Annotated in this window: 24 protein-coding genes; 5 read left to right on the forward strand and 19 right to left on the reverse strand. The window is 24.1% G+C overall.

Translation table 11 applies throughout. The features are described 5' to 3' along the window. Nucleotides 1-5 precede the first annotated feature (5 nt). From ACTG44_RS20860 to ACTG44_RS20935, 16 genes are all read right to left on the reverse strand, one after another. Nucleotides 6-2,621: a VirB4 family type IV secretion system protein gene (locus ACTG44_RS20860; RefSeq protein WP_021382307.1), complete on the reverse strand. Its 2,616-nt coding sequence runs from the start codon at nt 2,619-2,621 to the stop codon at nt 6-8. Between the two features lie 21 nt (nt 2,622-2,642). Next, nucleotides 2,643-2,975 carry a PrgI family mobile element protein gene (locus ACTG44_RS20865; protein ID WP_021382306.1) on the reverse strand — a complete coding sequence of 111 codons (333 nt, stop codon included), beginning with the start codon at nt 2,973-2,975 and terminating at the stop codon, nt 2,643-2,645. A gap of 60 nt (nt 2,976-3,035) precedes the next feature. Beyond that, entirely contained in the window at nt 3,036-3,482 is a 447-nt protein-coding gene (locus ACTG44_RS20870; protein ID WP_021382305.1) for a hypothetical protein, read from the reverse strand. Between the two features lie 15 nt (nt 3,483-3,497). Beyond that, a complete protein-coding gene (locus ACTG44_RS20875; RefSeq protein ID WP_021382304.1) occupies nt 3,498-3,755 on the reverse strand; it encodes a hypothetical protein in 258 nt (85 codons plus the stop codon). A 13-nt stretch (nt 3,756-3,768) separates the two neighbouring features. Beyond that, entirely contained in the window at nt 3,769-4,008 is a 240-nt protein-coding gene (locus tag ACTG44_RS20880; protein ID WP_021382303.1) for a hypothetical protein, read from the reverse strand. 35 nt (nt 4,009-4,043) lie between these two features. Then, entirely contained in the window at nt 4,044-4,358 is a 315-nt protein-coding gene (locus tag ACTG44_RS20885; protein ID WP_021382302.1) for a hypothetical protein, read from the reverse strand. Continuing rightward, entirely contained in the window at nt 4,358-4,987 is a 630-nt protein-coding gene (locus tag ACTG44_RS20890) for a sigma-70 family RNA polymerase sigma factor (RefSeq protein ID WP_054269303.1), read from the reverse strand. Before ACTG44_RS20890 ends, ACTG44_RS20885 begins: the two co-directional genes overlap by 1 nt. Nucleotides 4,988-5,173: 186 nt before the next feature. Then, entirely contained in the window at nt 5,174-6,085 is a 912-nt protein-coding gene (locus tag ACTG44_RS20895; RefSeq protein WP_021382299.1) for an NUMOD1 domain-containing DNA-binding protein, read from the reverse strand. A gap of 142 nt (nt 6,086-6,227) precedes the next feature. After that, a complete protein-coding gene (locus tag ACTG44_RS20900) occupies nt 6,228-6,788 on the reverse strand; it encodes a hypothetical protein (RefSeq protein ID WP_021382298.1) in 561 nt (186 codons plus the stop codon). Nucleotides 6,789-7,253: 465 nt separating this feature from the next. Then, entirely contained in the window at nt 7,254-7,715 is a 462-nt protein-coding gene (locus tag ACTG44_RS20905; RefSeq protein WP_172693331.1) for a hypothetical protein, read from the reverse strand. 17 nt (nt 7,716-7,732) lie between these two features. Further along, nucleotides 7,733-8,974 (reverse strand): ParM/StbA family protein, encoded by a 1,242-nt coding sequence (locus ACTG44_RS20910; RefSeq protein ID WP_235684372.1) that lies wholly within the window; start codon nt 8,972-8,974, stop codon nt 7,733-7,735. 356 nt (nt 8,975-9,330) lie between these two features. Further along, a complete protein-coding gene (locus ACTG44_RS20915) occupies nt 9,331-10,458 on the reverse strand; it encodes a DUF3854 domain-containing protein (protein ID WP_172693332.1) in 1,128 nt (375 codons plus the stop codon). 56 nt (nt 10,459-10,514) lie between these two features. Beyond that, complete coding sequence (locus ACTG44_RS20920; RefSeq protein ID WP_172693333.1) at nt 10,515-11,567, reverse strand: DNA polymerase III subunit beta family protein; 1,053 nt, start codon at nt 11,565-11,567, stop codon at nt 10,515-10,517. After that, nucleotides 11,564-12,424 (reverse strand): hypothetical protein, encoded by an 861-nt coding sequence (locus ACTG44_RS20925; protein ID WP_172693334.1) that lies wholly within the window; start codon nt 12,422-12,424, stop codon nt 11,564-11,566. Before ACTG44_RS20925 ends, ACTG44_RS20920 begins: the two co-directional genes overlap by 4 nt. Nucleotides 12,425-12,670: 246 nt before the next feature. Continuing rightward, nucleotides 12,671-12,892 (reverse strand): hypothetical protein, encoded by a 222-nt coding sequence (locus tag ACTG44_RS20930; protein WP_021383377.1) that lies wholly within the window; start codon nt 12,890-12,892, stop codon nt 12,671-12,673. A gap of 14 nt (nt 12,893-12,906) precedes the next feature. Continuing rightward, the gene (locus ACTG44_RS20935; RefSeq protein WP_102822246.1) at nt 12,907-14,592 is read right to left on the reverse strand and encodes an ATP-dependent helicase; all 1,686 of its coding nucleotides are present in this window, start codon (nt 14,590-14,592) and stop codon (nt 12,907-12,909) included. Nucleotides 14,593-14,757: 165 nt separating this feature from the next. Between ACTG44_RS20935 and ACTG44_RS20940 the strand changes: the two genes are divergently transcribed. Further along, complete coding sequence (locus ACTG44_RS20940; RefSeq protein WP_102822247.1) at nt 14,758-15,483, forward strand: hypothetical protein; 726 nt, start codon at nt 14,758-14,760, stop codon at nt 15,481-15,483. Between the two features lie 342 nt (nt 15,484-15,825). Here the strand turns inward: ACTG44_RS20940 and ACTG44_RS20945 are convergent, their stop codons facing one another. Continuing rightward, the gene (locus ACTG44_RS20945) at nt 15,826-17,394 is read right to left on the reverse strand and encodes a hypothetical protein (protein ID WP_102822248.1); all 1,569 of its coding nucleotides are present in this window, start codon (nt 17,392-17,394) and stop codon (nt 15,826-15,828) included. A gap of 1,077 nt (nt 17,395-18,471) precedes the next feature. Here ACTG44_RS20945 and ACTG44_RS20950 point away from each other — a divergent pair. From ACTG44_RS20950 to ACTG44_RS20965, 4 genes are all read left to right on the forward strand, one after another. Continuing rightward, entirely contained in the window at nt 18,472-19,536 is a 1,065-nt protein-coding gene (locus tag ACTG44_RS20950; protein WP_021383405.1) for a hypothetical protein, read from the forward strand. Between the two features lie 527 nt (nt 19,537-20,063). Continuing rightward, on the forward strand, nt 20,064-20,645 hold the full coding sequence (locus ACTG44_RS20955) for a hypothetical protein (protein WP_102822249.1): 582 nt from the start codon (nt 20,064-20,066) through the stop codon (nt 20,643-20,645). Between the two features lie 75 nt (nt 20,646-20,720). Further along, nucleotides 20,721-21,104: a BlaI/MecI/CopY family transcriptional regulator gene (locus ACTG44_RS20960; protein ID WP_479921720.1), complete on the forward strand. Its 384-nt coding sequence runs from the start codon at nt 20,721-20,723 to the stop codon at nt 21,102-21,104. Nucleotides 21,105-21,306: 202 nt separating this feature from the next. Continuing rightward, nucleotides 21,307-21,900, forward strand: coding sequence for a peptidoglycan-binding domain-containing protein (locus tag ACTG44_RS20965; protein WP_021383358.1), 594 nt, complete (start codon nt 21,307-21,309; stop codon nt 21,898-21,900). A 151-nt stretch (nt 21,901-22,051) separates the two neighbouring features. On the opposite strand, the gene ACTG44_RS20970 is transcribed toward ACTG44_RS20965, so the two are convergent. Together ACTG44_RS20970 and dnaX are read right to left on the reverse strand one after the other, a co-directional pair. Then, complete coding sequence (locus tag ACTG44_RS20970) at nt 22,052-22,945, reverse strand: single-stranded DNA-binding protein (RefSeq protein ID WP_102822250.1); 894 nt, start codon at nt 22,943-22,945, stop codon at nt 22,052-22,054. A gap of 34 nt (nt 22,946-22,979) precedes the next feature. Next, on the reverse strand, nt 22,980-25,364 hold the full coding sequence (gene dnaX / locus ACTG44_RS20975; protein WP_479921721.1) for a DNA polymerase III subunit gamma/tau: 2,385 nt from the start codon (nt 25,362-25,364) through the stop codon (nt 22,980-22,982). Nucleotides 25,365-26,050 lie beyond the last annotated feature (686 nt).

Genomic DNA, 26,050 nt, shown 5'->3' on the forward strand with positions numbered 1-26,050 from the left:
ATATTTTAAGTCTCTGCAAACTCTTTTTCAAAGTTGAATAAATCAATCTGAGCTAAGATGTTTCCAACTTCTGTAACAAGTATACATTGCCCTTTTGAAAATGAAGGTATTCTTTTCCGAGCTTGTTCTGGAAGTCCAAAAAACTTGGTTATTTCTTTTGCTAATGACGCATCTTGTTTGAATATTATTTTTGTAGAACAAAGATTTATTATTGCCTTACCAGCCTCTTTAGTTAAGAACTCTCCAATTGCCTGTGTACTTATAATTAAGCTTATCCAGTACTTTCTTCCTCTTCTTGAGAAATCTTCAAGTAGAGCCAAACTGGCTTCATGTTGAGCGAATTTCCAGCCTTCGTCTATCCATACATTTTTTTGTATACCTTTATATTTCCAGTCTGAAAATAAGCCCCATAACCAGCTTAAAATTGTAGTCATAGCAAAAAACTTACTAAACTCATCAAGCTGTTTCAAACAAAAAACAATAAGTTTCTTTCGTTTGAATCTGGATATTTCTTCACTTGTCTCACAATCGAACATAGCCATTACACCATCACCAGTTATTAGTTGCATAATATCAGATACTTCATCAAGATTTTTATTTTTTTCCATAGTAGCTTTTAAATCACTAAGTATTGGTAATCTTTTCTTTTTATTGTTTTCCATCAATGAATCTGGCTCTATACCTATTCCTCTATCAGAGTACACTTTTTTAATAGCATCTTGTACTCCTGTTATTTCTGTACCAACTAATCCCTTTCCATTTCTATACTGTTTTATAAAGTTATTTATAAGATTAGTTATCTCAACCATTTTCTCATAGATTGGTACTGTTCTTCTTCCATTTTCATCTTCTTCGACAGATAGTTCTAAAGGATTTATTCCGATTTTTCTACCTGCTTTTATATGAAGATAATTGCCACCAAACTTTTTATTTATCTTCTCATATTCATTCTCCATATCAAACACTGCGTTCCATTCACCTAGTAACGCCCCTCTACCCATAAAGACCTTCATAAATGTTGATTTACCTGAGCCAGGCTTACCACAAATATATAGATTCGGATTTGAGTATAGTTCACTTTCTTTTATGTGCTTTTTTTGACATAAGAAATTATCTAGAATTAAAGTAGAATTTGTTTGCTCATTTCTTCCAATGTATTTCCCTTCTGTATGATTTAAATGTGTGCATCCACTTGGGACTAGACAAGCCGTTCCACCAGTAGTCATATTCCTTTTATCTTGCATATAGTTAAAAGAATTAAATGGAAGAGTTGTTAAAAATGCATCTCTTTGATCATAAAATAAGACCTTTACAATTATTCCAGTTTTTTCACATGCCTCTATTATCATGCTTGTCTTATTCTCTAAATCAGCTAGATCATTTGACCACAACTTCATTAGATTTTGAGTATGATATAATTTATCTGAATTGGTTTCTATTAACATTCTTAAATTATCTATGTTTTTAGCAGCTTCTCTCTTATCATAATCAACTGTTCCAGTACTTTTATACTCCAGTTTTATATTTGACATTATTTTTGAATATTGATTTTTCAAGGATTTACTAAGAGTAGTTTCATCAAGCTTTTTAACTATTGATAATAACTCCATATTTTCTATACAACACAAATTATTCAATGTACTTATATTCATATTCTTAGGAAATGCTTGAATAGACAACATTCTTATATAATTGTTTCTATCAAGCTTTATGTAGTCTTCCTTTTCTTCAAAAATATTAGGTTTTATAATATCATATATAGTCAATCTGCCTATCTCTAGAAATTGCTCATCTTTTTTATTCTGTTTCTTTTTTTTGTCTTTTTTCCTATTTTTCACGAGCTTTTTTTCTTCTTCTGGTGTTAAATTTTCAGTTGACTCTACTTTTATTAAATCTTCTTCTGATAAGATACTAATATCAGCATCATTATAATCTTCATGTTCTTTTCTTAAAATTCCTAATCCTTCTACATATTCTGAAAATATACCTTTCTCTATCAGATCTTCTACAATAAAATCTTTACCTTTATTAAATTGGTTGTGAAAAAATTCTATAATATCAATACCTTTAACTGTAGATACTCTGAAGTTAGTATCATTTAAAGCTCTCACCACATAATTTACTTTTCCTTGTAATTCCTTTAAAGCTCTTTCTTGAATGGGATGATTTGGAGTTACAATATATATATAATTATATTTTGTATCACTATAAATTCCATTTTCCAAAGCAGAAAATTCATTGTACAATTCCTCTTTGTATTTTTTAAGGAAATCACTTGATTCATTATTATCCATTTTTTTGTCTATAAATTCTTTGTAATGTTTGAAATCTTGCTTTTTATTACTACGAGCATATTTAATAGGAAAATTCAGACCAAAGCTATATGATATTAGTACATTTTCAAATTGTTTTATATCATCTTCAGACAATAATGCTACATCAGTCGTTGAAATTTTTAATATCACAGAATAACCATATTTACTTTTTATTATTGTATTGTTCAAAACTTCCTGAATTCCTATAATTTCATCCATGAGCTTTATCTTTTTATCTTGTTTCATTTTCTTAACAGTCTTTTGATCTATCAAATCATATGTTGTTGTCTTTTGTTTAAAATCCATAGAAACCTCCTATTCATTAGATTATTCATAATGTTTTATTACTTTTTTTCTAAATAAATACTTAACTCTAAGTAGTACATATGAATCTAAATACAATCCATTTATTCTTACAAAGCTGAATGTACCAGATATCGCCAACATAAAAGCTTCAAATAAAAATACCATTAAAATATTTAGAAAATTTATTGTTGTTACTCCATTTTCTAAGTAATTAACGAATAGTTGTGGTCTTTGTATTATTATCATAAAAAAACCAACTGGAACAGCGAACCAGATGGCTTGACGTAAAGATAACTTTCCACCAATTATTTTATCTTCAAAGCTTAAATCGAAAGGTATTTGAAAATTAGTCATATAAACCTCCTTTACAAAAAATAAAAGGCTTAAAGCATGAGCTTTAAACCTTTTACTAATTTACTTCATAAATGAACCAGTTAAGAATCCTACAGCTGATGCTGCAAATCCTATTACAGCTATACCACCAGCTATATTCATTATCTTAGACATAGATTCTTGTCTTTGTTCTTGACGCTTAGATACCATTAATGAAATTCCTGCTATACATAAACTTACAAGTGCAGTAACAGCACCACCTACTTGTGCTATTTTTTGAATTGTAGGAATAATTTGATCTCCTATTGATTCTGCTGAAGATGATGGAATCCCAGATAGACCTGGAACTAAGAATAGATTTACAATTCTATTGCTACTAACTAAATATAACCCAGTTAACATTGTGATAACTCCACCAAACTGAATAAATTTATGTTTAAATAATATATTTTTATTTTCAGTTAACTCTGTTGAATCTAGTAAGACATCTTGTTTTAAAAATAATTCTTTTATTCTATTTATTGTCATTTTATTACTTCCTTTCTAACCCTTCAAAATTAGCGTCGCCAAGTATCCAATCATTGGAAAATATACACCTGTTAAAATAACACCTATTATTGTGAACTTAATATTTTGTAATACTTCTACTCTTTCATCTGATCTATTCAAAGTCATTAATTTAATTCCTGCATAACATAAACCAGTTACAGCTAAGACTAAAGCAATAACAGTAACTGGGCTTTTAGCAACTGATAAAAATAAATTTGTAAATTTTAAAGCATCAGCTCTTACTTCTAACAATTAAATCACCACCCTACATGTTTTCAATCAAATCATCTACAGAACATTTATAAATTGATATAACTTTTTCTTTAGTAAACATTTCATTTGGCTTAGTATCAAGAAAAACAACCTCATTTGGTTTTGCATTAACTAATTGTGCTACAGTATAACCTAAGAATTTTATATTTTTAGCAATAATGAAAATAGTTTTTATTTTAACATCACCATTTTCATCTTTAACTAGTTTTTTAGCTTCTTTGACCATTAACATCTATGTAAATATACCTCTTTTTCTAGTTTTTTCAGTTATAATCCACCTTTCCCAATATGAGAGAACCATCCTATTATTTGGAATCTCATAGAAAATAAAACTATCGCTAAAAATATACATCCCATACTTGCTGCCGCCTTAACAGCAAACTTTGATTTAAGCACTGTTGCACATAAAATAAATATAACAAGAACTATAAGAAAAGCAATTACAGCTATATTGTAAAAACTGCCTGATACAAGTGCATCAACTTCCCCCACAGCACCATTTATTTTATTTGTCATTTCCTCTGTAGATACATCAGGAATATTGCTAAGTCCAGTTGTTAGAAAAAGGATTATATTGTGCATTAAACCACCTCCTTTTGTTTTAACTTCTCTTTTAACTTGGCCAATGCTTTCTTTCTTACATAACTTATTTTATTTAAATTTATTTTTAGTTTCTGCTCTATTTCTTTATAATTCTTTTTTTCAATATAAAGATAAAATATTACTTCTTTTTCAAGCTCATCTAACTCTGACATGGCCCATTTAAGTTCCAAATGAGTTATTCTCATATCAAATTCATTAGTATTTATTAAATTTGAACAAATTGATTTGTTCATTAAACTATATGACTTTTTTAAACAATTATCTTTTTCTAGAACTCCTCGTGAATTTTTTCTAACAATTTTTTTATATTTTTTTTTAGGGATGTAACAATCTACTGTTAAAACCCTAAATTGTTCAAATATCTCACTTTCAATATACTTTCTCGCATATGTTAAGATATTTGCTTCTTTTTTAATATCATATCTATTTATAGCAGTTATGAACCCTATTATTGCTGAATTAAATATGTCCTCCACATAAGAGTCCTTAATTGTATATTTAGATATCATTTTATAAATATATTTTTGATTATTACTTATTAGTTTTTCAAGACAGCTTTTATCTCCAGCTTTATATCCCATAATAAGTTCTCTATTTTTATCTATCATAAATAAAATCTATATTTAATTTTTTGTTCTTGGAGATAAACTTATTTTTAGATTTTTTGCTGTCTATATCTTTATAACATGCTTTTTTTTTCATCACATCTTTCACCTCCATTCTCACAAAAAAATAGACACTTATTAAGGTGTCTATTTTTATTTCTATCATTCAGTTAATATTATACTAGGTAATTAATCTGCAAAATTTTTTTCATAAGTTTTATATTCCATCATGTCTGTAGTCAATTTTATCCGAATTGGCAAATCTTTTGTAGCCATTTCTTTTGTTTCTTTATTAAGAACTAAAAATATATCTTTATTTTTATTTGCCTTTACTTCATAATGATTTATGTTCATCATCACGATAGAACTATTTGTAGTCCTTTGTTTTACTGACATATTGATAGCATTAATTTTTTGATCTCTTTCTAATTTAGCCATTATAGCTATTTCTTCACTTCTTTTTTCATTATAAGATTTAGCTGATTTCTTATAAATTTTATTTCTCTCTTTTTTTCTATTTTGACTTTCTTCTCTTCTTCTTTGTATTTCAGAATTATATTTTTCTTCATTTTTGTATAATATCTTTTTTATTGTATCAAAATCTAGATTTAACATACCTTGGATATCTGATATGCTCATTTTGTATTCAAAAAAGAACATATTAACTTTATCATATAATTTGCTTTTTATTTTAGGTTCATAGTCCTTAATATAATTACTTATTGTTTTCTCACTTACATTAAACTTTTTTGCCATCTCACTAATTCTTACTTTACCATATTCAGATTTTTTGATGTAGTAATTAATTATTTCCGACTTTTTAACTTTAATATCTTTAAGGTAATTATTTATAGTTTTTTCACTCATATTGAACTTATTCGCCATTTCACTAATTTTTACCCTTCTATGATGTGACTCTTCTATATAATAATTAATTATTTCTTCTTTACTTACTTTATAGTTTCTAATATAATTGTTTATAGTTTTTTCACTTATATTAAACTTATTTGCCATTTCACTAATTTTTACTTTTCTTTTTTTAGATTCTGACAAATAATATGCAATTACTTCTGTTTTTTCCGTTTTTTCTACTTTTCTCAAAAATATACTCCCCAATTTTTTGACATAGCTTTTCCCTTATGTATAAAATATCACATATTAAAACTAAAAAAAACAATCAAAATTTTATAAAAGTGAAAAATATATCTTTTACTAGCAATAAATAGAGTAAACTATCTTTTTTTTATGAAATTTCCAAATAAATTTTATAAATTTCATCAATCTGTTCAAAGATTTCTGTTAGTAATGACTTTAATCTATGTCTACTTATATCCATTTCATAACAAATATATTTTGCTGGTGGTTCTTCTTTTATTTCTTCCATGTATGTAAGTAATTCTTTTAATCTTGGTGATAATGATAATTTTAATTTTATGTATCTTTCTTGAATATTGAATACAGATACTATTTTTTTTTGTTCTTCTATTATATTATTTTCTGGATTTAATAAATTAGTATGTTCAATGCCTATTGATTTACTGATATTTTTATAATATCCTATACGATCAACTCTTATTTTAACAAAATATGATATATCATTTTGAAATGAACAAATAGTAAATGTTTCTTTTATCATTTCAGCTATACCATCATTTTTATCTTTACAATCTTCTTCATCTTCATATTTCCTTTGGTTTGACTTCAAATTTATATTATCTAATCTTTTCTTTTCCCTCTCATTTGAATTCTTTCTAGAGTTGCCCTTTTCTGTAGTGCTTTTTTGAATGTCAGCTGTTTTCATCATGATACTCTCTCCCCCCAATTTCAATTAATTCATTTGATAATAACCTCAATTATGTACATAAATATCTTCTTTTCAAGTAGCCATTTCACAATTTTGGGTGACTTGATTTTATCGTAATTAAAGATAAAAATTTATTTAAACAGTACTTTTATAACTAAATTATTGATTTATATTTTAATTGTAATTGAAATTATTATATTTCAAACTATTATTGATTTTATATTATATTTTTTGTTTGTTTTTTAAGGAAAAAGTTCAAATTTTTTTTGATGTGAGCTATATTTTTATCGCAAAGTAGCCATTTATTGTGAAATGGCTACTTTTTAATTTCCAAAAAATGCAATTTTTAATGCATCTTATGAGCATATTCTATAACATTAATAAGAGTTTTTCAAACAATATTTTCATAAAACAAAAAAAAGACTATATTAACTATAATCTTTTCTTTGTTTTATGAAAACATTTTTATCTTCTATATACTTTTAATACTTCTTCTGAAAGACCTTCTGTTATTTCATTCTTTTTCTCATATTCAGGCTCTTTCCCTAATTCTTTTACACTATCACTAGAAGATTCAATGCTCTTTTTATCATATTCATTTGATAATACCTCTCCTGGAATATCTTCTGTTGCTTCATTCTTTTTCTCACACTCAGGTTCTTTTTCTAATTTTTCTATATTCTCACTAAAAGATTCAATATCTTTTTTATCATATTCATTTGATACTTTATTTTGATTATTAGTTTTAGAAGTGGTACCATCAACTATCATCTTAGCCATGTCACTAACTGAATTTTTCACAATATTTTCAAGTGTTTCTTTTATACTAGCATTATTTATCATTGCTTCTGCTTTAAGTAAAGAATGTGTCTGAGGATCTATATAAACTAGTTTTGTTTTTTTTACTTCCGAATTATTTTTTGACATTTTTATCTCCTAAAAAATTATTTGTTTAAAGAAGCCAATCTATCATTCTTTAAAACTTGCCATAAGGCTGAATTTACAAGATTATACAATCCCTTAGACTCTAAAGTAACTGCATACTTCTCATCAATATACAATAATTTTATCCCAGCTCTTTCACATAATCTTTTTAATCTTCTTTCCAATATATTTTTCATTAATATACTTCCACCACCATAGACAACAATTATATCAATTTCATTATTTACTCTTTCTAGTTCTGTTTTTGCTTTATTATAAATTGCGTCTGTTTGTGGATCTAAGTGAAATTCAAGAATTTCTAAAGCATCTTCATAATATCTGTGCTTTTTATCTCTAATTATTTCACTAAACTTTTGTCTAGAACAATTGGTCATGCCTTTTAACTCTATAAATTCATCCAAAGAATTGTCAATCGCTATTCCTAGACCATTATTAGAACCTCTTATATAATTAGGTTCATATGCAATACCTTTAGTAATTGGATATTCTGTAGTTCCTTCACCTATTGAAATATGTAACACTCTATGAGTTTTGAAATATTCTTTATTTAATTTTTCTTCATTTACATCATTATATGATTTAAATATACTATCATCCATTTCACTAAGAGCAAATGATGCTGTCACACCTTCTGGTATAGCATGTACAAAATCAAAATTTAATTTAACTTCAATGGATTTTTTAGGTGTAACTACCTTGACAATACTTTTATCATTCATAAATCTGTTTTCAAATAACTCTGCTACTTTATTATTATATTGACCTATTGGCAAAGAGCATCCCATTTCTATATTAACATTAATTTCATCATCCAAAACGCCTTCTTTATAGGCCTTTTTTACTGCAAATCCTGCAATATGAGCTAAAGTACTTATAAATACAACATCATTATTTGCTTTATCATTATCTAATCCAATCTCAATACTTTTTATTCTTTCTCCACTTTTAAGAGCATAATTTCCAACAAAAAAAATACCTGGACTTACTTCATCAGAAAGCACTTCAACAATTAAATTATCACTTATATTTTCTATCATATATTTTTCATCAATAGATTCTAAATTTGGTTTTTTTCTTACCTTTGATATTACACTAGGTTGGCATATTTGTTCAATATCACTTCCACTTGAATCTGATATCACTATATCATGTTCACTATTCCCAGTATCATTTCCAACTTTTAAATTTATTGTTTTTACCATTGTTTTTGCTTTAGTATCTAGAATCTCAACTTTATCCATCTTTAAATCTCCTTTTAAATAAATATTCTTTATATAGTAATTATATTATAAAAAATCTATGAATTCAATGTAAATTATGTAAATATATAAATTACATAATTTTATATATTTACATAATACTATATAATTACATATAATTCTCTAATTTCTTTCATCTTTCATGTGATTTTCTGTTTAAAGTACATAACTGTAAGTCAAATTTCAATATGCAAACTATATATTAACATAAAATTAATTAAAATATATATTCAATTAATTTTATGTTAATTATGTAAATTATATATTTTATGTTTTCTATGTAAATTATGTTTTTGTAAATATAAAAACAGAGTATAGATTGAATATTAACATTCAACCTATACTCTGTTTTTATACTCATGGTATAGCAAATCATCTATACCCTTTAGATTTTTATTTTTTTTATATTTTTCCTTCCAAGACTTATATACAAAAGATATATTATTTTCATTAAATTTTTTACATAATTCAATCATGCTTCTTTTAACATTAATATTGTCATATAAATCCATGTCAAAACAAATTATAGCTACGGGATTTCCCAAACTTTTAATCATCCTTACAACTTCACTATGTCCTATGGACACACCTGGAATTGCTATAATAGACTTATTACTAAAGAAATTAGTTATATCAGCTTTAAGTGGTCCTTCTGTAATGATTATTGAGTTGTCATTATTACTTCCTTTTATATAATGGATTGCTGCAATAGCTTTTGTTCCATCTTGATATTTATATGATGAGAAATATTTATATCTTGATTTTAGATTTTTATTTGATATAAGTTCTTCATCATCCATTCTTATTTGTAGGGATATAATTCTTCCATCAAGATTTCCAATTGGAATTAAAAATCCTTTTTTAGATACAAAATTCCATTTGCCAAATTTATCATTATAGAAACCTGGAACACCTTTTAAATCAAATCCTAAATTGATTAAGTTTTTGCAAATTCTTATTCTTTCTTTATATTTAATATCTATTGTTCTATACAAGTTCTTTTTTATAATAAAATCATTTAACCCTCTATTTTTTAGATTGTTAAAATGTTTATCCTCTAGTATAAGTGAATCTAAAAATACTCTATATATAGAATCTAGATAATTTACATCTTTAATATCACAAGAATTACCTTTTTTTTGTACCTTTTCAATTATTTTTTTGCTGACATTTAGTCTCTCTCTTGAAATATCATTAATTAATTCTATATATGCTTCCTTAGTAGTTATACCCTTTGATTTAGCATATAAAGAAACTGAACTGCCATAACTCCCACATTTATAACATTTATAAAAATTTCTAAATTCCTTATTTTCTATAGTCAAGTACATATGTCCACTTCTATCATCACAAAATGGACAATGTGCCAATACTCTAGAGCTATCAATTGTTTTAATTAATTCAATATCACATTTTAATGCAACATTAATAATATTTAATTTTTCTTCATTATCAAAATAATCCATATTAAATTAATCCTCCAATCTGAAGAAGGGATATTATAAATATCCCTTTTAATATTTTATTTAGCAACAGGAAGTATAATAGCTTTATTGCTATCATCCTCTATTAATATCGGAAATGTACTGTTATCACTGTATTTTACAGTAATATATTCAGAGTTCATATTTTCAAGAGCATCTGAAAGATAATTTAATGATAGATTAACCTCTAAGCATTCATCAACTCCTACTATCTCAATCTCATCAGTTATATAAATTGAAGTTTCATTTGAATCCATTTCTATACCTAAACTACTTTTTCCAATAGATAATTTAATTGAATTTTTATCACCTATTTTACATCTTTTTATTGATTTAGTAAAAGCTTCTCGCTTTATTTTAAATTGAAAACTAAATTTCATACTTGCCAACATACGTTCAATATCAATATAGTTTTCTGCTAAAATATCAATACCTATAACAATACCATTTTCAAATGCAAATATAATTTTATTATCACATACACCTAGTACTGCACAATCATCATCTTTACTTATTACATCACCTAGAACTTTTTTATCTAATAGAAATGAGCCTTTCTTTATTTTCTCATTACATACATAATTAATTTCATCAATAGCTATTCTATAAGAGTCTGTAGCTATTATTCTTATTTTCCCTATATCTGGATTTACTTCAAAATAAACACATTCTAGTGCTGGCCTAGTATCTTTAGATGCCGCTGCATATCTAACATTTTTTACTTTATTTAAGTTTTTTACAGTTAAACAATAATTGATTTCTGGTTCGTCAATGTCTATGATACTTTGCTTTGTCTCAGCTAGACTCACTTTAAATTCTCCAGATTTTATATTAATTTTATTTTTCTTGGTTTTTTCAATAGTTACATCTTTAGGGCATTTTTGCAAAATATCTAGGGCTTGTTTATCAAAAATATAAAATTCTCCTTCTATAGGATTTTCAATTTCTTTAATCTCTGCTTCAAAATATATATTTTTTTTCCCTACACTCTTTACTATTGCTTTATAATCTTCAATTTGTAGTTGAACATATTCTCCAAATTTACTAGCTTGTACAAGTATTTGCTTTATATCTTCTCTTTTTATTATCATTTTTTATCTCCTTTGGTTTTATTTAATTCATTAGAACATTTATAGCACAAGGTTCTACCATATTTTGAATTTGTTATTTTTTCTGTTTTTTCATCAACATGTACATTACATGCTGAACAGAACTCGCTATTTTTAGTATCATTTACATTATTTTTTATATAATCACCTGAATTTTTATTAGGCGAATTATTCCATCTACCAATAGTTCCATAATCAGAATTATTTTCAATTAACCTTTTGCTAAATGCCTTTCTATTTTCAAGAAAAATGGGGAACATACTATTTTCCCATAAAGGTATATATTTATTTACCATTTCAATCATTTCATTAATTTCTTCAGTCTGTAAAACAAAGTAGTTTTGTTTTAATTCAGAATAAGTTTCTTTAATTATGCCTTTGTAACTGTTCTTAGGGTCTTTTAACTTTCCTTTTCCAATAGATATACTAATTGTCCAATAATATTTACCTTCTTTCTGATTGTCTTTGTTACAAGATACACTAAAATTTCTTATTTCTTTATATCCATCTTCAAAGCTTGTATATTTATTTATCTTCGTCTTTTTATATTTAGGTTTAGTATTTGTATTTACACAATTCTTCCCAAAACCTTCTGGACCATCTTTTAATAAATTGCTGAATTCTTTCCATTCATTAACATTAAAACAGAACTTTAGTTTTGTATTACTATTGTTTTTTGAATCATTTATTATCATTGTTATTCTAGATACCTTTGAATGTAATATAGCTTTTAAAATACCTATTTCATTATAAAAATCATTTACACTTAAATCATCTTCTACAGCAAATACCTTTGTATCACGACCAGATTTAAATATTTGTTTTATGTTGCTTGACATAACATATGTCCCCCTTTTTTTAACTGATTAAAACAGTTTATTTTTTATTTACTAAAAATTAGCTTAAATTTTTCTTATCTTTAATATGGGTCAAAACTTTTATTTTTTTGAAAAATTCCAAAAAATAAAAACATCACTAGGAACCAATTAGTTTTAGTGATGTTTTTAATTAAGTAATACGTTTATTGAAAATAATACTAAAGTAATACTTTAGTGTTGCTCTTAATAAATATCATTAATTTATTTTTAAAGACTTATAGCTACATGATTCTCATTAATACTATAGCTCCTAATATCTTTACTTTCCAAAAATTCTTTTAAAACAATATTTATTATTTTCTTGTCTTCATCAGTTATATAAAAAATAGGACTATTTTGTATATAAGGTAATATTACTTTATTTATGTTGTTTTTATTTATATTGTTCAAAATTGAAAAAAGCTCTATTCTTATATTACTAAACTTCATAATATCTCACTCCTCTAGTTAGTTATTTCTTTTATTAAAATACTTGGTTCTCTATTTTTTATCTTTTTCCCATATTCTTCAGAGTTTTTAGGAATATACAATATTACTTTTTCTTTAGCTCTAGTTAATGCTACATAAAAAAGCCTTCTTGCTGATTCCAAACTTTCATTTTTTCTAGGAAAATTTTCTTCATATAAGTTTGGAATTATCACTACATCAAATTCTAATCCCTTTGAAGAATGAATAGTTAATAAGTTTACATTATTATTGTTTTCTTTTAAACACTCTTGTCCTCCCTTTGTATTTTCATAACAAAGATATTCAATAAATCCAATATTTTTTTGTTTAATAACAGTACTATTTGAGATCCATTTTTTTATTTTATTTTTTAAAACAATATCTTCTATTTTGAATAACTTCTTAGCTAATTCGTATGCTCTTATTGCTGTGGATGTTTTTATACAATTATTTAGTTTTTCAAAGTTTAAAATTTCTTCCGATTTATTATCAAATTTAATACTTTCAAATATGCTTATACTTTCCTTCAATGCTCTTATTTTTTGTTCTTCTGAAGGTTTCAATATACTTTCAGCTAACAAATCATTTTGTGGATTTGATGCTAAAGTTAAGATATTAAGAAGCCTACTATTACTATTTTCTTTAATCGAGCTATTAAATTCTATACCATAATTAATAAAGACCTTGGATAATTTTTTTATTTCCATATTAGTTCTACATAATATTGCTATGTTTTTATCATCAATACCATAAACATGCTTACAAATTTGAGAAGTTATCTTTATATTTTGTATTTCTTGATTATCAGTAGTAACAATTTCAATATCTTCGCCATTTTTAAACCCTACCATTTCTTTTTTTATTTGATTTAAATTAAGTGATATTATTTTATTTGCTGAATTTATTATTTGATTTGTATTTCTGTAGTTCTTTACTAATCTTATAACCTCTGCACCATATTTTTTTTCAAAATTTAATATATATTCTACCTTTGAATTATTCCATTCATAAATTGCTTGTGAATCATCTCCAACAACATATAAATTATTTGGTGATATTTTATCTATGATTTCTATTTGTATATCATTTGAATCTTGATATTCATCTACAAGAATATACTTCATTTCATCTCTAACTTCTGATGCAATATTTTCATCATTTAGAAGTTCAGAGCATAATGGAAGTATTAAGTCTATATCAAGTAATTTATATCTTTTTAGGGTAAATAAATATTCTTTTAATGCTAAAGATATACTTCTATTTTTATTTTGAATATCATAATTTTTTATTGCATTAATCAAAATATCACTTTTATTTATTTGAAATCTCTTAGTTATATTTTGGATTAAATTCTTTTTTTCAATCTCTGAAATCATAGTATATCCTTTAAAGTTACCATATTTTTTTAAGATATAAGTTGAAAACATATGAAATGTATTTACAAATACCTTTTCTCCATTTTCTGATTCATTCATAATTCTTTTTTTCATTTCATTAGAAGCATACCTTGTAAATGTTATACAAAATATATTTCTATAGCTAATCCTTTTTTTCATTAAATAAGAAACTCTTTTACTGATAGTTTTTGTTTTACCAGATCCTGCTCCTGCTATTACAAGTACATGAGTACTATTTGTTTTTATAGCTTTAAGTTGTTCCTCATTAACACCTAATAAGTTCATATAAAACCTCCATTTAATTTTACTGATATACAGCTATTTTTATTTTCAATAAATATGGGGCAAATAAATATTTTATTTGAAAAAATAATTAAATATTTTCAAATAAAATGCTAAATTGCCCCATATTAAGTATTATTAAATTTTAGATAAATTGGAGGAATAGAAATGAATTTAAGAAAAATAAAAGACAAGAAACTAGTATTAATTATATTTTTATCATCCTTTGTTGTACTTATATTATTAGTTTTTTATTTTATGATTTTCAATAACCCTAAAAAAGCTGAGTATAATATATCTGAGAATATAAAAAACTCAACAAAGAGAGATGAAAATTATGGCAAAGAAAACAAAGAACTAGATGAACCCCAAAATGAAAATGAATTAGATGAAATTTTTTACACTAGGTTCCCAAGGATTGAAATTCCTAAAATAGTTAATGATAAAACTCAAAACCATATATACATATATAGTTTATCTTTATCTTCTAACTTTTATATAACATATAAAAATTTTAAAGATATACAGAGTACAAAAGAATCAATTGATAGTTATAGAATTTTACTTGACACTTGTATTGCATCTTGTAAGTCCAATTTAGATGCTTTAAATGATATAAGAAAACTTGTTGTAGGTGATAATAAAGAACTAGTTAATCAGCTAATCAAAGATTATGATAGTTATATAAGTTATTTACAATCTCAAAGAAATTATATTGATAACAATATAATAAAAGGTAAAAATTCGAATCTAGATTTTCTTGGAAAGTTTTATGAGTTTGAAGAATTCAAAGATATAGTATCAAAGGTCCAAAGAAATCTGCCTTCACCAAATAATGATACTGCCAAAGCATTTCAAGAATATGAAGAATATAATCTCTCAAAAAATATATAAAATATTACAAAAGTATTGTTTTTGTAATATTTTATTAAAACATAGATATATACCACTTTATAATAATATAGTGAAAAATAGTTATTGAACATAAAAAATCTGATAAATTAAAATTTGATAAACAAATATATAAGATATTACGAAAGTATTATTTTTGTAATATCTTATTAAAGCGTAGATGCATACTAACATTTATAATAATATAGGGTTTAATAGTCCTGAACAGAAAAGAATTTGATAAGTTTAAGAATTTATAATCAATCAAAAATATCTTTAAGATTATAATATCTTAAAAAATTAATTTAAATTAAAATAAATCCCTCCTATAAAAATAAAAGGGATTTATTTTAATGCATTTATATACTCTGGTAAAGATCCTATTATACTATTTAACAAACATCTTTGTTTTTCTGTATTTTCATAAAAAGATACATCAAAATAGTCCTTCCCCATGACATAATCTTTTATTATAAATTGATTCATTTTTATTTCATTAAATGCTAGTTCCAAATACGTCATATTAGTTTTAAGAGTTTTTTTACTATCAATATGAACTTCATATTTAAGATTATCAATAAAAAATCTATACGTTTTATTTTGTAAATCTTCTCCACATCTAATCAAATAATTTCTTCTACCTTCAAGAAAATATGCTAAATTTATAGATTGCTCTAATTTTAATTTCTTTAATTCATTTTCATACATCAGGTCAGTTGAAACTCTATCAAATTCTGGAGGAACTGCCCTTATTACCTTTACAATCTCTCTATTACTTTCAGTTGTTATAATATCTACTGATGTAAAGAAATTAAAAGTTCCTTTTCTTTTAATTTTACCACCTTTTTCAACACTCTTATCAACTGTATAATATGGAAGTTTCAGTAGGCGTTCTCTAATATCATCATAATTCTTCTTAGCCCTTGCTAATCCTAAGAACTTTAATAGATCAACCAAATAAAATGTTGCTGTATCTAAATTAAAAATTCGTTCAATATAAATAATAATTGCTAAGTCTTTTTTATCCAGTGATATTTTAGGCATAGCTTTTTTCTCAGTTTCACTATTAGATAATTCTGTTCTAAAATTTTCTATATCTGATCCATTTTTTTCTTTAAAATCAAATGAGAACTTGTACAATAAATTTAATTGAACACCTTTATGATCTTTAGCATTATATTCATTTGATACATATGAATTATCATCTGTCTTAACTATTTCAAGATTTTTAATTTTTCTTGGCCTAATGGTTGGTAAAAATATGCCTGGTGCTATATATGCAGGTGTAGTAAGAACAATTTTATTAATATCATATTCGTATTGTGCTTTAAGTATCTCTGTTATACATAAAAGTAAATCATGTGAAAAAGCAGATTTTATTTTAGAATCTGACATTTCAAATAAATATGGAAAATCTGATATGTTATAAAAACTATCAAATGCCCAATTTCTTAGTGTTGTTTCTCTCATTTCTATTAATTGTTCTGGAGAGTCTAAATCAATACTTTTTATTTTCCCTTGATTTTTAAGATATTCATCCCTAATAGACAGATATTCTCTTTTCAGTAATTTAGGTTCACCTTTATTACTATTCATGGAATCTAATGCCATTTTTACCCAATTATTCTTTATTCTCCAACTAGACGTTATCTCTTGAGACCTTAATTTTTTTGTTTTTCTAGGAGTTGTTAAATAATTTAATTTAGATAAAATAGTTGATGATAAAAAATCTTCAAAAATAGGTCTCACATTTTCTATAGTATCATGCTCTTTTATCATATATACTTCAAAAAACCTTTGTGTGATAAATTTAAATTTTTCTTGTTCATAAATAGCATGTATTATTAAATTCAAAAAATTTTGTTGTTCTTTTTCGCTAAATTCAAGTTTTTCATCTAACTTTTCATACAACATTTTATCACCCCCTTCAGATATTATAATACATTAATTTATTGTTTAATAAAACATATATTTAATACATTATGTACATTATTTAAAAATTATATAGTAATATTAAACATTTTACATTGTATAAAAATCATATTATTAATTTTACTTTTGATAATTAGTTAAGAGAACAATATAACCTATTAATCTCTCTTATATATATTTTTACATTTAAAAAGACAATGAAACCTGCGAACCTTTCTTATATACTTAACATTAGTCTATATATAGTTGCTACTTTTTTTATATTCAAAAAGACAATGAAATCTGCGAACCTTTCTTATATACTTAACATTAGTCTATATATAGTTGCTACTTTTTTTATATTCAAAAAGACAATGGAATCTGCAAACCTTTCTTATACATTTAACATTAGTCTATATATAGTTGCTACTTTTTTATATCCAAAAAGACAATGGAATCTGCGAACCTTTCTTATATATACAATATTAGTATAAATATAACCACTACTTTTATATTCAAAAAAGACAATGAAATCTGCGAACCTTTCTTACACATTTAACATTAGTACCTATATAATTATTGCTTTTCATATAAAAAAAGACAATGAAATCTGTGAACCTTTCTTATATCTCTAATATAAAAATATCTTTATCCATCAATTTGTAAACATAAAAATCGACAAAATTTAGAAATATTATTATTTTAATATATATTTACATATAAAAAGACAATAGAATCTGCGAACCTTTCCATTTTAATAGAATCTTATTTATTAAAAAGACAATAGAATCTGCGAACCTTTCTATTTTTCAATGTTTTCAGGCAGTAAAAAATGTCGAAAAATTTTTTCACCTTAATCATATCTTTGCAAATTTATAACCAAACAGTTGAAAATGCTGCTTCACACCAAAAAGACAATGAAATCTGCGAACCTTTTTTTATATTAGTAATTTCAATGCTTCTACTAGAAAGACAATAGAATCTGCGAACCTTTCTTATGTAGACTTTTATTTATATTTTATGTAATATATGCTTATATTTTATTATGTATGTAAAATAAAACATGAAAGGAGGTAAAAAATGACTAATAAGCTATTATTTGAAGATTTAAAACCAAATACTAGAATCTCTAAATTAAAAATAAAAAAAGTAATATCTATTTTTAAAAATAAAATAGATATAGTTAAAATAAATGATGGATATTATGAACTTGAAAAAGAAAATGGTCTATTGAAAAATGATTCCATACAAATTATATCTGTTACTAAATCTTTAATAAAACAATATTTACTGTATCATTTTTTGCCTTATAATAAATGTTTTGTTAGAAAACATGTAAGCTATAAAGATATAGCTACGTTATGTGGAATATCAGTTCCAACAGCTAGAAGAAATCAAAATTTACTTTCTATTTTAGGATTAGCATACTTTACACCTTCTTCTAATGGCTATGGAAAATTTGATATAGTAATATGTGATGAATATAAAAATCATTTTAAAAAGAAAAATGGTGGTGGTGGGTATATAACATTAACTACTGATGATCTAGCTAATTTTTTGGATATAAATTGTATTAATGAGTTAAAGGTTGAGCTAAAAAAATTGCTATGGATTGATGCAGCTAAAAAAAGTAGAGGTAAAAAAATTGTGTTTAATAAAGAAAATTTAGTAAATACTTTACCTGAGTATATAAAAAAATCAAGCAAGTTAATTAATAATATTATATATAGTAAAAATTCTAGATTTAAACCTTTAGGAAATCGATTAGATATTACTAATTATAAATCCAAATCTGAATTTAATAAAAATTTCAGAGATTCAACTCAAAAAAGAATATTAAATTTATTTAATAATGGAAATTTCTCATTTAGTTCTAATTACTCTGATACATTATTAAGATTTAAGTTTAAAAAACCTTTATTAGATACAAATATAAAACTTGAATCTGAAAAAACTCTTATTGTAAATGAATTAGTTAATCTTTCTATCGAATTTGGATTTAAAAAAGTATTAATTGCTTTAAATTATATGTTTGATAACACTTATTATGAAGATAACATAAATATTAATAATATACATAATCCTGGTGGATTTGTAAGGTCTTTTATAACAAAATCAATTTTGAATATTGGTAGTTTATACTAAAATAAAATATATTAATTAGGGGTAATAAAAGTCCATTACTCTTAATTTACTATGCAAAAAAAAGATACATTTAATTAGATAAATTCATTATCTAATTAAATGTATCTTTTTTTTTACATATTTTATCCACATTTTATTATAAAAGAAAGTTTTTTATTAATAGTTTAATATTTTTTTTTAACAATAACAAAAAATATTATTAACATAATTATATTTTTTTTATTTATGAATTTATGTATACATTGATAATACTATAATACATGTATATTACGTTTTTGCTAATTAATGTTTTAATTAAATGTCTTAACTAAATGTTTTAATAAAGCTTTTTAATATAGATTACTATAATTTTCTCTAATTAAACATAAAGTCTACTTTTTATATGTTAATGATGCTAAAATATATATAAATTACTAATACGTTACAACTGTAAAATATATTGGATATTACAAAAGTATTATTTTTATAATATCTTATTAAAATATAGATATATACTAACTTTATAATAATATAGGGGGAAATATTCATTGAATAGAAAAGAATTTGATAAATTAACAATTAATGAACAAATAAATTACTTCAATCAAAAAATGTCTTTGGGATTATCTAAAGCAGAAGTATGTAGAAATTTAAGTTTACCATCATCAACTTGGCGAGATCGTATAAAAAAAGCTGGATATGAATTAGATCAAGTAAATAAATGTTACAATAAAATTAATTCTAGTAACAAAGAAAATCCTTCTTACTATAGTAATACTTCAGTAATACCACATGATTCTATAAGTATTAATTCTAGTGAATCTATGAGTCCGATATATGAAATAAAAAAATTAGAGAAAGATCTAAGAGAGCTTATTGAAAATAAAGAAGATATTTTTAAAGCTATTGAATTTTTTAAAAAAGCTGAAGAAGAGAAAAATATAGTAGATGTCATACAATTTAAAATAAATACTGAAAATCTAACTGGTGATATATTAGTTAAATCTTTTAAAATATATTCAGATGTATATAATAAATTTCTAGAGTTCACTGAAAAAAATAAAAGTTTCAAAAAACAGGACATACTTACACAATTCATATTGGATGGAATTCAACGATATAGCCGATAAAATTTCTATTGACTTAATTATTCTAATTTTGTAGTATTAAATTAGAATATATCCTGATAGGAGGTAAGTCAACCTATGATGAATAAAATGATACAAAAAATACCACCAGCAGAACTAAAAGTAATGAAATTTATTTGGAAAAAAAATGATGATGTAACTTCTAAAGAAGTCATTGAAGCAATGCAAAATGAATATGATTGGAAACAGACAACTACGCTAACACTTCTATCAAGGCTTGTTAAAAGAAAATTTTTATCAGCTGAAAAAATTGATAGATATACACATTATAAAATTATAATTGAATATAGAGAATACTTAAACTATGTAACAAAAGATTTTGTAAGTAACTTGCATAATAATTCAGTAGGAAGTCTATTTCTTTCATTATATGAAGATAATATCTTAAGTAAAGAAGAATTTGAATATCTTATAGAAATAGCAAATAATTTTGATAAATAAATTTGGAAATAAGACTATTGTATCCAGTTCAATGTTCAATTTTAATAATATAGATTATGCAATGCCACTAAAAGATATATAAAAACTTTATAAATAAAAATGTAAAAAAATAGGTTAAATTCCTAAAAATTCTGATAAAATAGAGATATCTATCATATTCTACAAATATGTAATAGAATAATAATATTTTTAGGAGGACATTATGTTAAAGAAGTTAAAGAAAACACTAGCAGTAATTTGCTGCTCAATGCTTGTATTTACAAATACAGCTTTTGCAGAAACAGAAACACAAGGAGGTGAAAATACATCTGAAAATAAAATAATTAAATTTGAAGTAGATGCATACAAATATATATATAAAGATGCTCCACAAGACATAAAAGATAATTATGATGAGAAATGTAAGGCATTAAATATAACACCTGAACCTGATGCAGAAATTTTTGTACCAGTAAATTCAAATTTACTTAAGTCAGATGATTATGATATAGGAGTTTATTCACATTTTAATGGTGCTTATGACGCTGAGAAAGCAACGATTAAAATCTCAGGAGATAGCAATTATACTATAAGCACAAGAATTACTGTTGGATATGGATACACAACAAGGGGTAATAATGTACATTGTGCTCAACTTATGTTATGTGCTGTTAAATATACAGTACAAGTAGATTCAATATTTGGGGATGATACATATAATGCAGTAAAAAAATTTCAAAGAGCATATTCACTAACTTCTGATGGAATTGTTGGATATAATACATATGATAGATTGGCGAATCTTTTACGCATGTAATTTTACAATTTATATTTAAAGATAAAATTAAATGTTTTTTAAGGGCTTTAAAGCCACCCATAAGAGTGGCTTTTTTTTATTGCATAAATATTCATTACTTTAAATAAAAATGGTATAAAGTGTATTTAAATGGATAATCATGGTATCTATTCTATACATATAGTCCACTAAAATCTTTACAATCTATTTCTCTAGAATCCTTATTACTTTTTGATTCATCATAGTCTGTCCAATTGTAAGGATCTAACTGATTATTATTTTGATTGAAATTATTTCCCTGGTTATAAGGATTATTATTACTTTGATTATAAGGATTATCATTTTGACTATAACGATTATCTTGATTATTATTATTTTGATTATAACTATTTCTTTGGTTATAAGAGCTATTATTTTGATTGTAATGATTATCTTGATTATACAGATTATCATTTTGACTATAACGATTATCTTGATTGTTGTTATTCTGATTATAACTATTTTCTTGATTATAAGAATTATTACTTTGACTATAATGATTACCTTGATTATACGGATTATCATTTTGACTATGACGATTATCTTGATTATACGGATTATCATTTTGACTATGACGATTATCTTGATTATTGTTATTCTGATTATAGCCATTTCCTTGGTCATAAGAATTATTACTTTGACTATAATGATTACCTTGATTATTGTTACTCTGATTATAACCATTTCCTTGATTATAAGAATTACTATTTGGGTTATATCTAGATACCTTTACTCTATTTAAATCATGATTTGTATATTTATTTACTAGAATATTAATTTCTTTGTTTAAAGGATTCTGAGTTAAAGAACCTGATATAGTTATCTCATTTCCTTTACGTGCTGTTTTAGCCATATATAGAGCTAATTTTCCATGAGCTCTTATAGGAAAGAAATAACGTTCTCTTTCTCCTTTAGAGTTTACTGAATTTAAAGCAATAGTGTTAAAATATGATAATGAGCCAGATTCAGAATTTCTAAAAGTTCCATCACTTACTAAATTACCCTCTATGTTAATATTATTAATCATATTAAAATCCCCTTTTTATATATAATTTGATTTTTTATTCTATTACAATTTCAAATTGTGTATTAATATTATTTTTAGAGAATGCACTTATTATTTCTCTCTTTATGTAGTTCTCTGAGGTTTCGAATTCTTTTAAATAATCTATAGCATAGTCATTTTCTTTTTTATTTGTACTAATTGCCACAGAAATTCTTATTATATTTTCATCAAAATCTTCCTTAAATGCTGAGTTATTGATTATATTGGATATGTATACTAGATTTGGATTAGTTTTATTTTTTAAATAGTTAACTATATTTGTTCTTATTTGATCAAGTAAAATATTATTTCCTTTCTCTTCAATATTATTATTTGCTATATTATTATTAATTGAATTAATCTCTATTTCCTCAATTTCTATATCTTCAAGATCATTTGGGAAATCACTATTAATCTGTTTATTTCTATTCAATCTACTTATTTTTATTAGTGTCATTTCAACTAAAATAGATACTTGAGATGTCTTTCTCAATTTACTTTCTGCGTCTTGTAATATATCTATTATCTCAAATATGTTTTCAAAATTTATTTGTTTTGCAAAATACTGTACTTTCTTTATATAATTTTCATTCATAGCAATTATATTTGTATCTGCTCCACATTTAATAAGCATTATATTTCTAAAAGTGGTCATTAAGTCATTAATAAATATTTCTATACTTTTTCCAGATTTAATTATAGTGTAAAATTCCTCTACTGCTTCATCACTTTTTTTATTTATTAATTTCTCTGTTATTTTAAGACAAATTTCATTTGATGCTACACCTAGTAACTCAACTATATCTTCATATGATTTTTTATTTGAACTGATTACTTTTTCTAACAAACTTACTGCATCTCTTAATGCTCCATCTGCTAGTTTAGCTATTAGCATTAAGCTTTTTTCTTCTAAATCACCTTTTTCTAACAAATTAATATGTTTTAATCTAGTTAAAATATCTTCTACAGCTATTCTTCTAAAATCAAATAACTGACATCTTGACCTGATAGTAGCTGGCAATTGGTTCGCATCTGTTGTTGCCAATATAAAAACTACATATGATGGTGGTTCTTCTAAAGTTTTAAGAAAAGCATCAGCTGCCTGTGCAGATAGTCTATGAGCTTCATCTATTATATAAACCTTATATTTTAAGTTAGATGGAGCATATCTAATACTATCAATTATTTCTCTAATATTATCTATACCATTGTTAGAAGCTGCATCCAATTCATATATATCAATTGATGTATTATTTTCTATAGATTTACAATTCTCACATTGTAAACAAGGTTCTCCATCAATAGGACTAAGACAGTTAATTGCTTTGGCTAATATTCTTGCACTTGTAGTTTTGCCACTTCCCTTAGGTCCTTTAAAAATATAACTATTTGTTATATTTCTATTTTTTACTTGATTTAAAAGAATGGAAGGTATATGACCTTGTCCAGTTACTTCTTTAAATAATTTTGGTCTATATCTATTTGCTAATAATGACATTTTATTTTTTCTCCCCTCAGTATTATTTATTGATTTCTCAAGATTTATTTTATTTTTATTTAAATCATTTTCTAGTAACTCATTTACTGTAAATTCTAAGTCTAATGTACTTCTCTTAGCCTTATCTTCTAAAATTTTAAGTCTAAATTCATGTATATAATTTGCTTTGCCTTTTACTGATTTTTCTCTTTCATATAATATATTTCTTATATTTTTAGGTATACTTTGTATTTGTCTCATTAAATTAAAATGATTCAATAAAGTTAAATTAATACCTATTATGTTCGATGTTTTTGAAATGGTTTTGTATAATTCTATTGCTTTGGTTATGTCTTTACTTTCAATAGCATCTATTAAATCAAATGTATTTTTATTAAATGACTCAGATAAATATTCTTCATAATTCTTAAAATTATTATCTAATGAACTTATTTTTTTTATATCATTTAGAACTACATCCATATTGTCTGAATTAATAAATATATTTGGATTTAAATTTAAATTATGATATAATAAAATTTTTTCAACTTCTGATTTCACTATAGTTAAATATTTTTTTATTTCAATCTTGGAGTCTTGAAATATCTTTACTATAGTTTTATCTCCTTTATCAAAAATATCTTTTGTATAATAAATAGATAAAACTATACAAGTTCTTGATATAGATATAGCTTTAGTAATCACATTTAACTCTTTACTAGAATATTTATTTATATCAATAATCAATACTCTAAAAGAATCTACTATAGGCATTATTTCTATTCTAGATATTAAGTCATTAATATCTATTTTTGTTGTAATTTTTTCAATATTAATATCTTTAAAATTTAAAGCTTTTTCAAGTACTTCAATTTCTTTTTTTACACTGTAATAATTATTTGTAATTAACAACTTACTTTTCATTAACTTTACCCTCCTTGTTTATATTGCTAATAAATACAGCTTATTTTTTTTATCAATAAATGATTAATTTTAGTTTTATATAATATGGTTCTTTTTTGAATTTTTTTTGAATTTTTTTAGGATAAGTATGAAAAATTTAGAAAAGATTTCTTTTAACACTCTTAGAAGAGAATATTTAATGAAAAATAAATGACTATTTTTTAACAATTTTTGTTTTTTTTATATTAAAAATATGCACTTTACTTCATAAAATGAAAGTTAATCATAAAAAACAAAAAGTTTTTTTATGAATTATTGTGTATTAAATAATTATAAAATATATCAAATAAAAGCAAAATATAAAAATAATTGCAAAAAATTACATTATAAAATATAATATAATAAAACAAACAAAAAATAAAAAAAGCCTACATGCGACACGTTTGGTAATGAACGCCAATTCATTTATCAAACTGAAAATTAATAAAAACAAATGACCACAGTATTAATTATCATGTGCAAAGTAGACTTCTTATTTACTTATAATATACGATAATAATATCATATATCATAAATCCTTGCAATACTTTTGATAGTTATTTTACTTATAAAAAAGATGGAAGTTAATGTAAATTAGATGTCTCAGCCTTGATATTAATAATCAAGGCTTTTTTGTATTTTTAAAATACAGTATAAGGAGTAAAAAA

This window comes from Clostridioides sp. LIBA-2809, from assembly GCF_056688965.1.

Bases quoted from the DNA above. Each gene is read 5' to 3' on its own strand.
- ACTG44_RS20860 (WP_021382307.1), bottom strand. From the start codon at position 2,621: ATGGATTTTAAACAAAAGACAACAACATATGATTTGATAGATCAAAAG.
- ACTG44_RS20865 (WP_021382306.1), bottom strand. From the start codon at position 2,975: ATGACTAATTTTCAAATACCTTTCGATTTAAGCTTTGAAGATAAAATA.
- ACTG44_RS20870 (WP_021382305.1), bottom strand. From the start codon at position 3,482: ATGACAATAAATAGAATAAAAGAATTATTTTTAAAACAAGATGTCTTA.
- ACTG44_RS20880 (WP_021382303.1), bottom strand. From the start codon at position 4,008: ATGTTAATGGTCAAAGAAGCTAAAAAACTAGTTAAAGATGAAAATGGT.
- ACTG44_RS20885 (WP_021382302.1), bottom strand. From the start codon at position 4,358: ATGCACAATATAATCCTTTTTCTAACAACTGGACTTAGCAATATTCCT.
- ACTG44_RS20890 (WP_054269303.1), bottom strand. From the start codon at position 4,987: ATGATAGATAAAAATAGAGAACTTATTATGGGATATAAAGCTGGAGAT.
- ACTG44_RS20900 (WP_021382298.1), bottom strand. From the start codon at position 6,788: ATGATGAAAACAGCTGACATTCAAAAAAGCACTACAGAAAAGGGCAAC.
- ACTG44_RS20905 (WP_172693331.1), bottom strand. From the start codon at position 7,715: ATGTCAAAAAATAATTCGGAAGTAAAAAAAACAAAACTAGTTTATATA.
- ACTG44_RS20910 (WP_235684372.1), bottom strand. From the start codon at position 8,974: ATGGATAAAGTTGAGATTCTAGATACTAAAGCAAAAACAATGGTAAAA.
- ACTG44_RS20915 (WP_172693332.1), bottom strand. From the start codon at position 10,458: ATGGATTATTTTGATAATGAAGAAAAATTAAATATTATTAATGTTGCA.
- ACTG44_RS20920 (WP_172693333.1), bottom strand. From the start codon at position 11,567: ATGATAATAAAAAGAGAAGATATAAAGCAAATACTTGTACAAGCTAGT.
- ACTG44_RS20925 (WP_172693334.1), bottom strand. From the start codon at position 12,424: ATGTCAAGCAACATAAAACAAATATTTAAATCTGGTCGTGATACAAAG.
- ACTG44_RS20930 (WP_021383377.1), bottom strand. From the start codon at position 12,892: ATGAAGTTTAGTAATATAAGAATAGAGCTTTTTTCAATTTTGAACAAT.
- ACTG44_RS20935 (WP_102822246.1), bottom strand. From the start codon at position 14,592: ATGAACTTATTAGGTGTTAATGAGGAACAACTTAAAGCTATAAAAACA.
- ACTG44_RS20940 (WP_102822247.1), top strand. From the start codon at position 14,758: ATGAATTTAAGAAAAATAAAAGACAAGAAACTAGTATTAATTATATTT.
- ACTG44_RS20945 (WP_102822248.1), bottom strand. From the start codon at position 17,394: ATGTTGTATGAAAAGTTAGATGAAAAACTTGAATTTAGCGAAAAAGAA.
- ACTG44_RS20950 (WP_021383405.1), top strand. From the start codon at position 18,472: ATGACTAATAAGCTATTATTTGAAGATTTAAAACCAAATACTAGAATC.
- ACTG44_RS20960 (WP_479921720.1), top strand. From the start codon at position 20,721: ATGATGAATAAAATGATACAAAAAATACCACCAGCAGAACTAAAAGTA.
- ACTG44_RS20965 (WP_021383358.1), top strand. From the start codon at position 21,307: ATGTTAAAGAAGTTAAAGAAAACACTAGCAGTAATTTGCTGCTCAATG.
- ACTG44_RS20970 (WP_102822250.1), bottom strand. From the start codon at position 22,945: ATGATTAATAATATTAACATAGAGGGTAATTTAGTAAGTGATGGAACT.
- dnaX (WP_479921721.1), bottom strand. From the start codon at position 25,364: ATGAAAAGTAAGTTGTTAATTACAAATAATTATTACAGTGTAAAAAAA.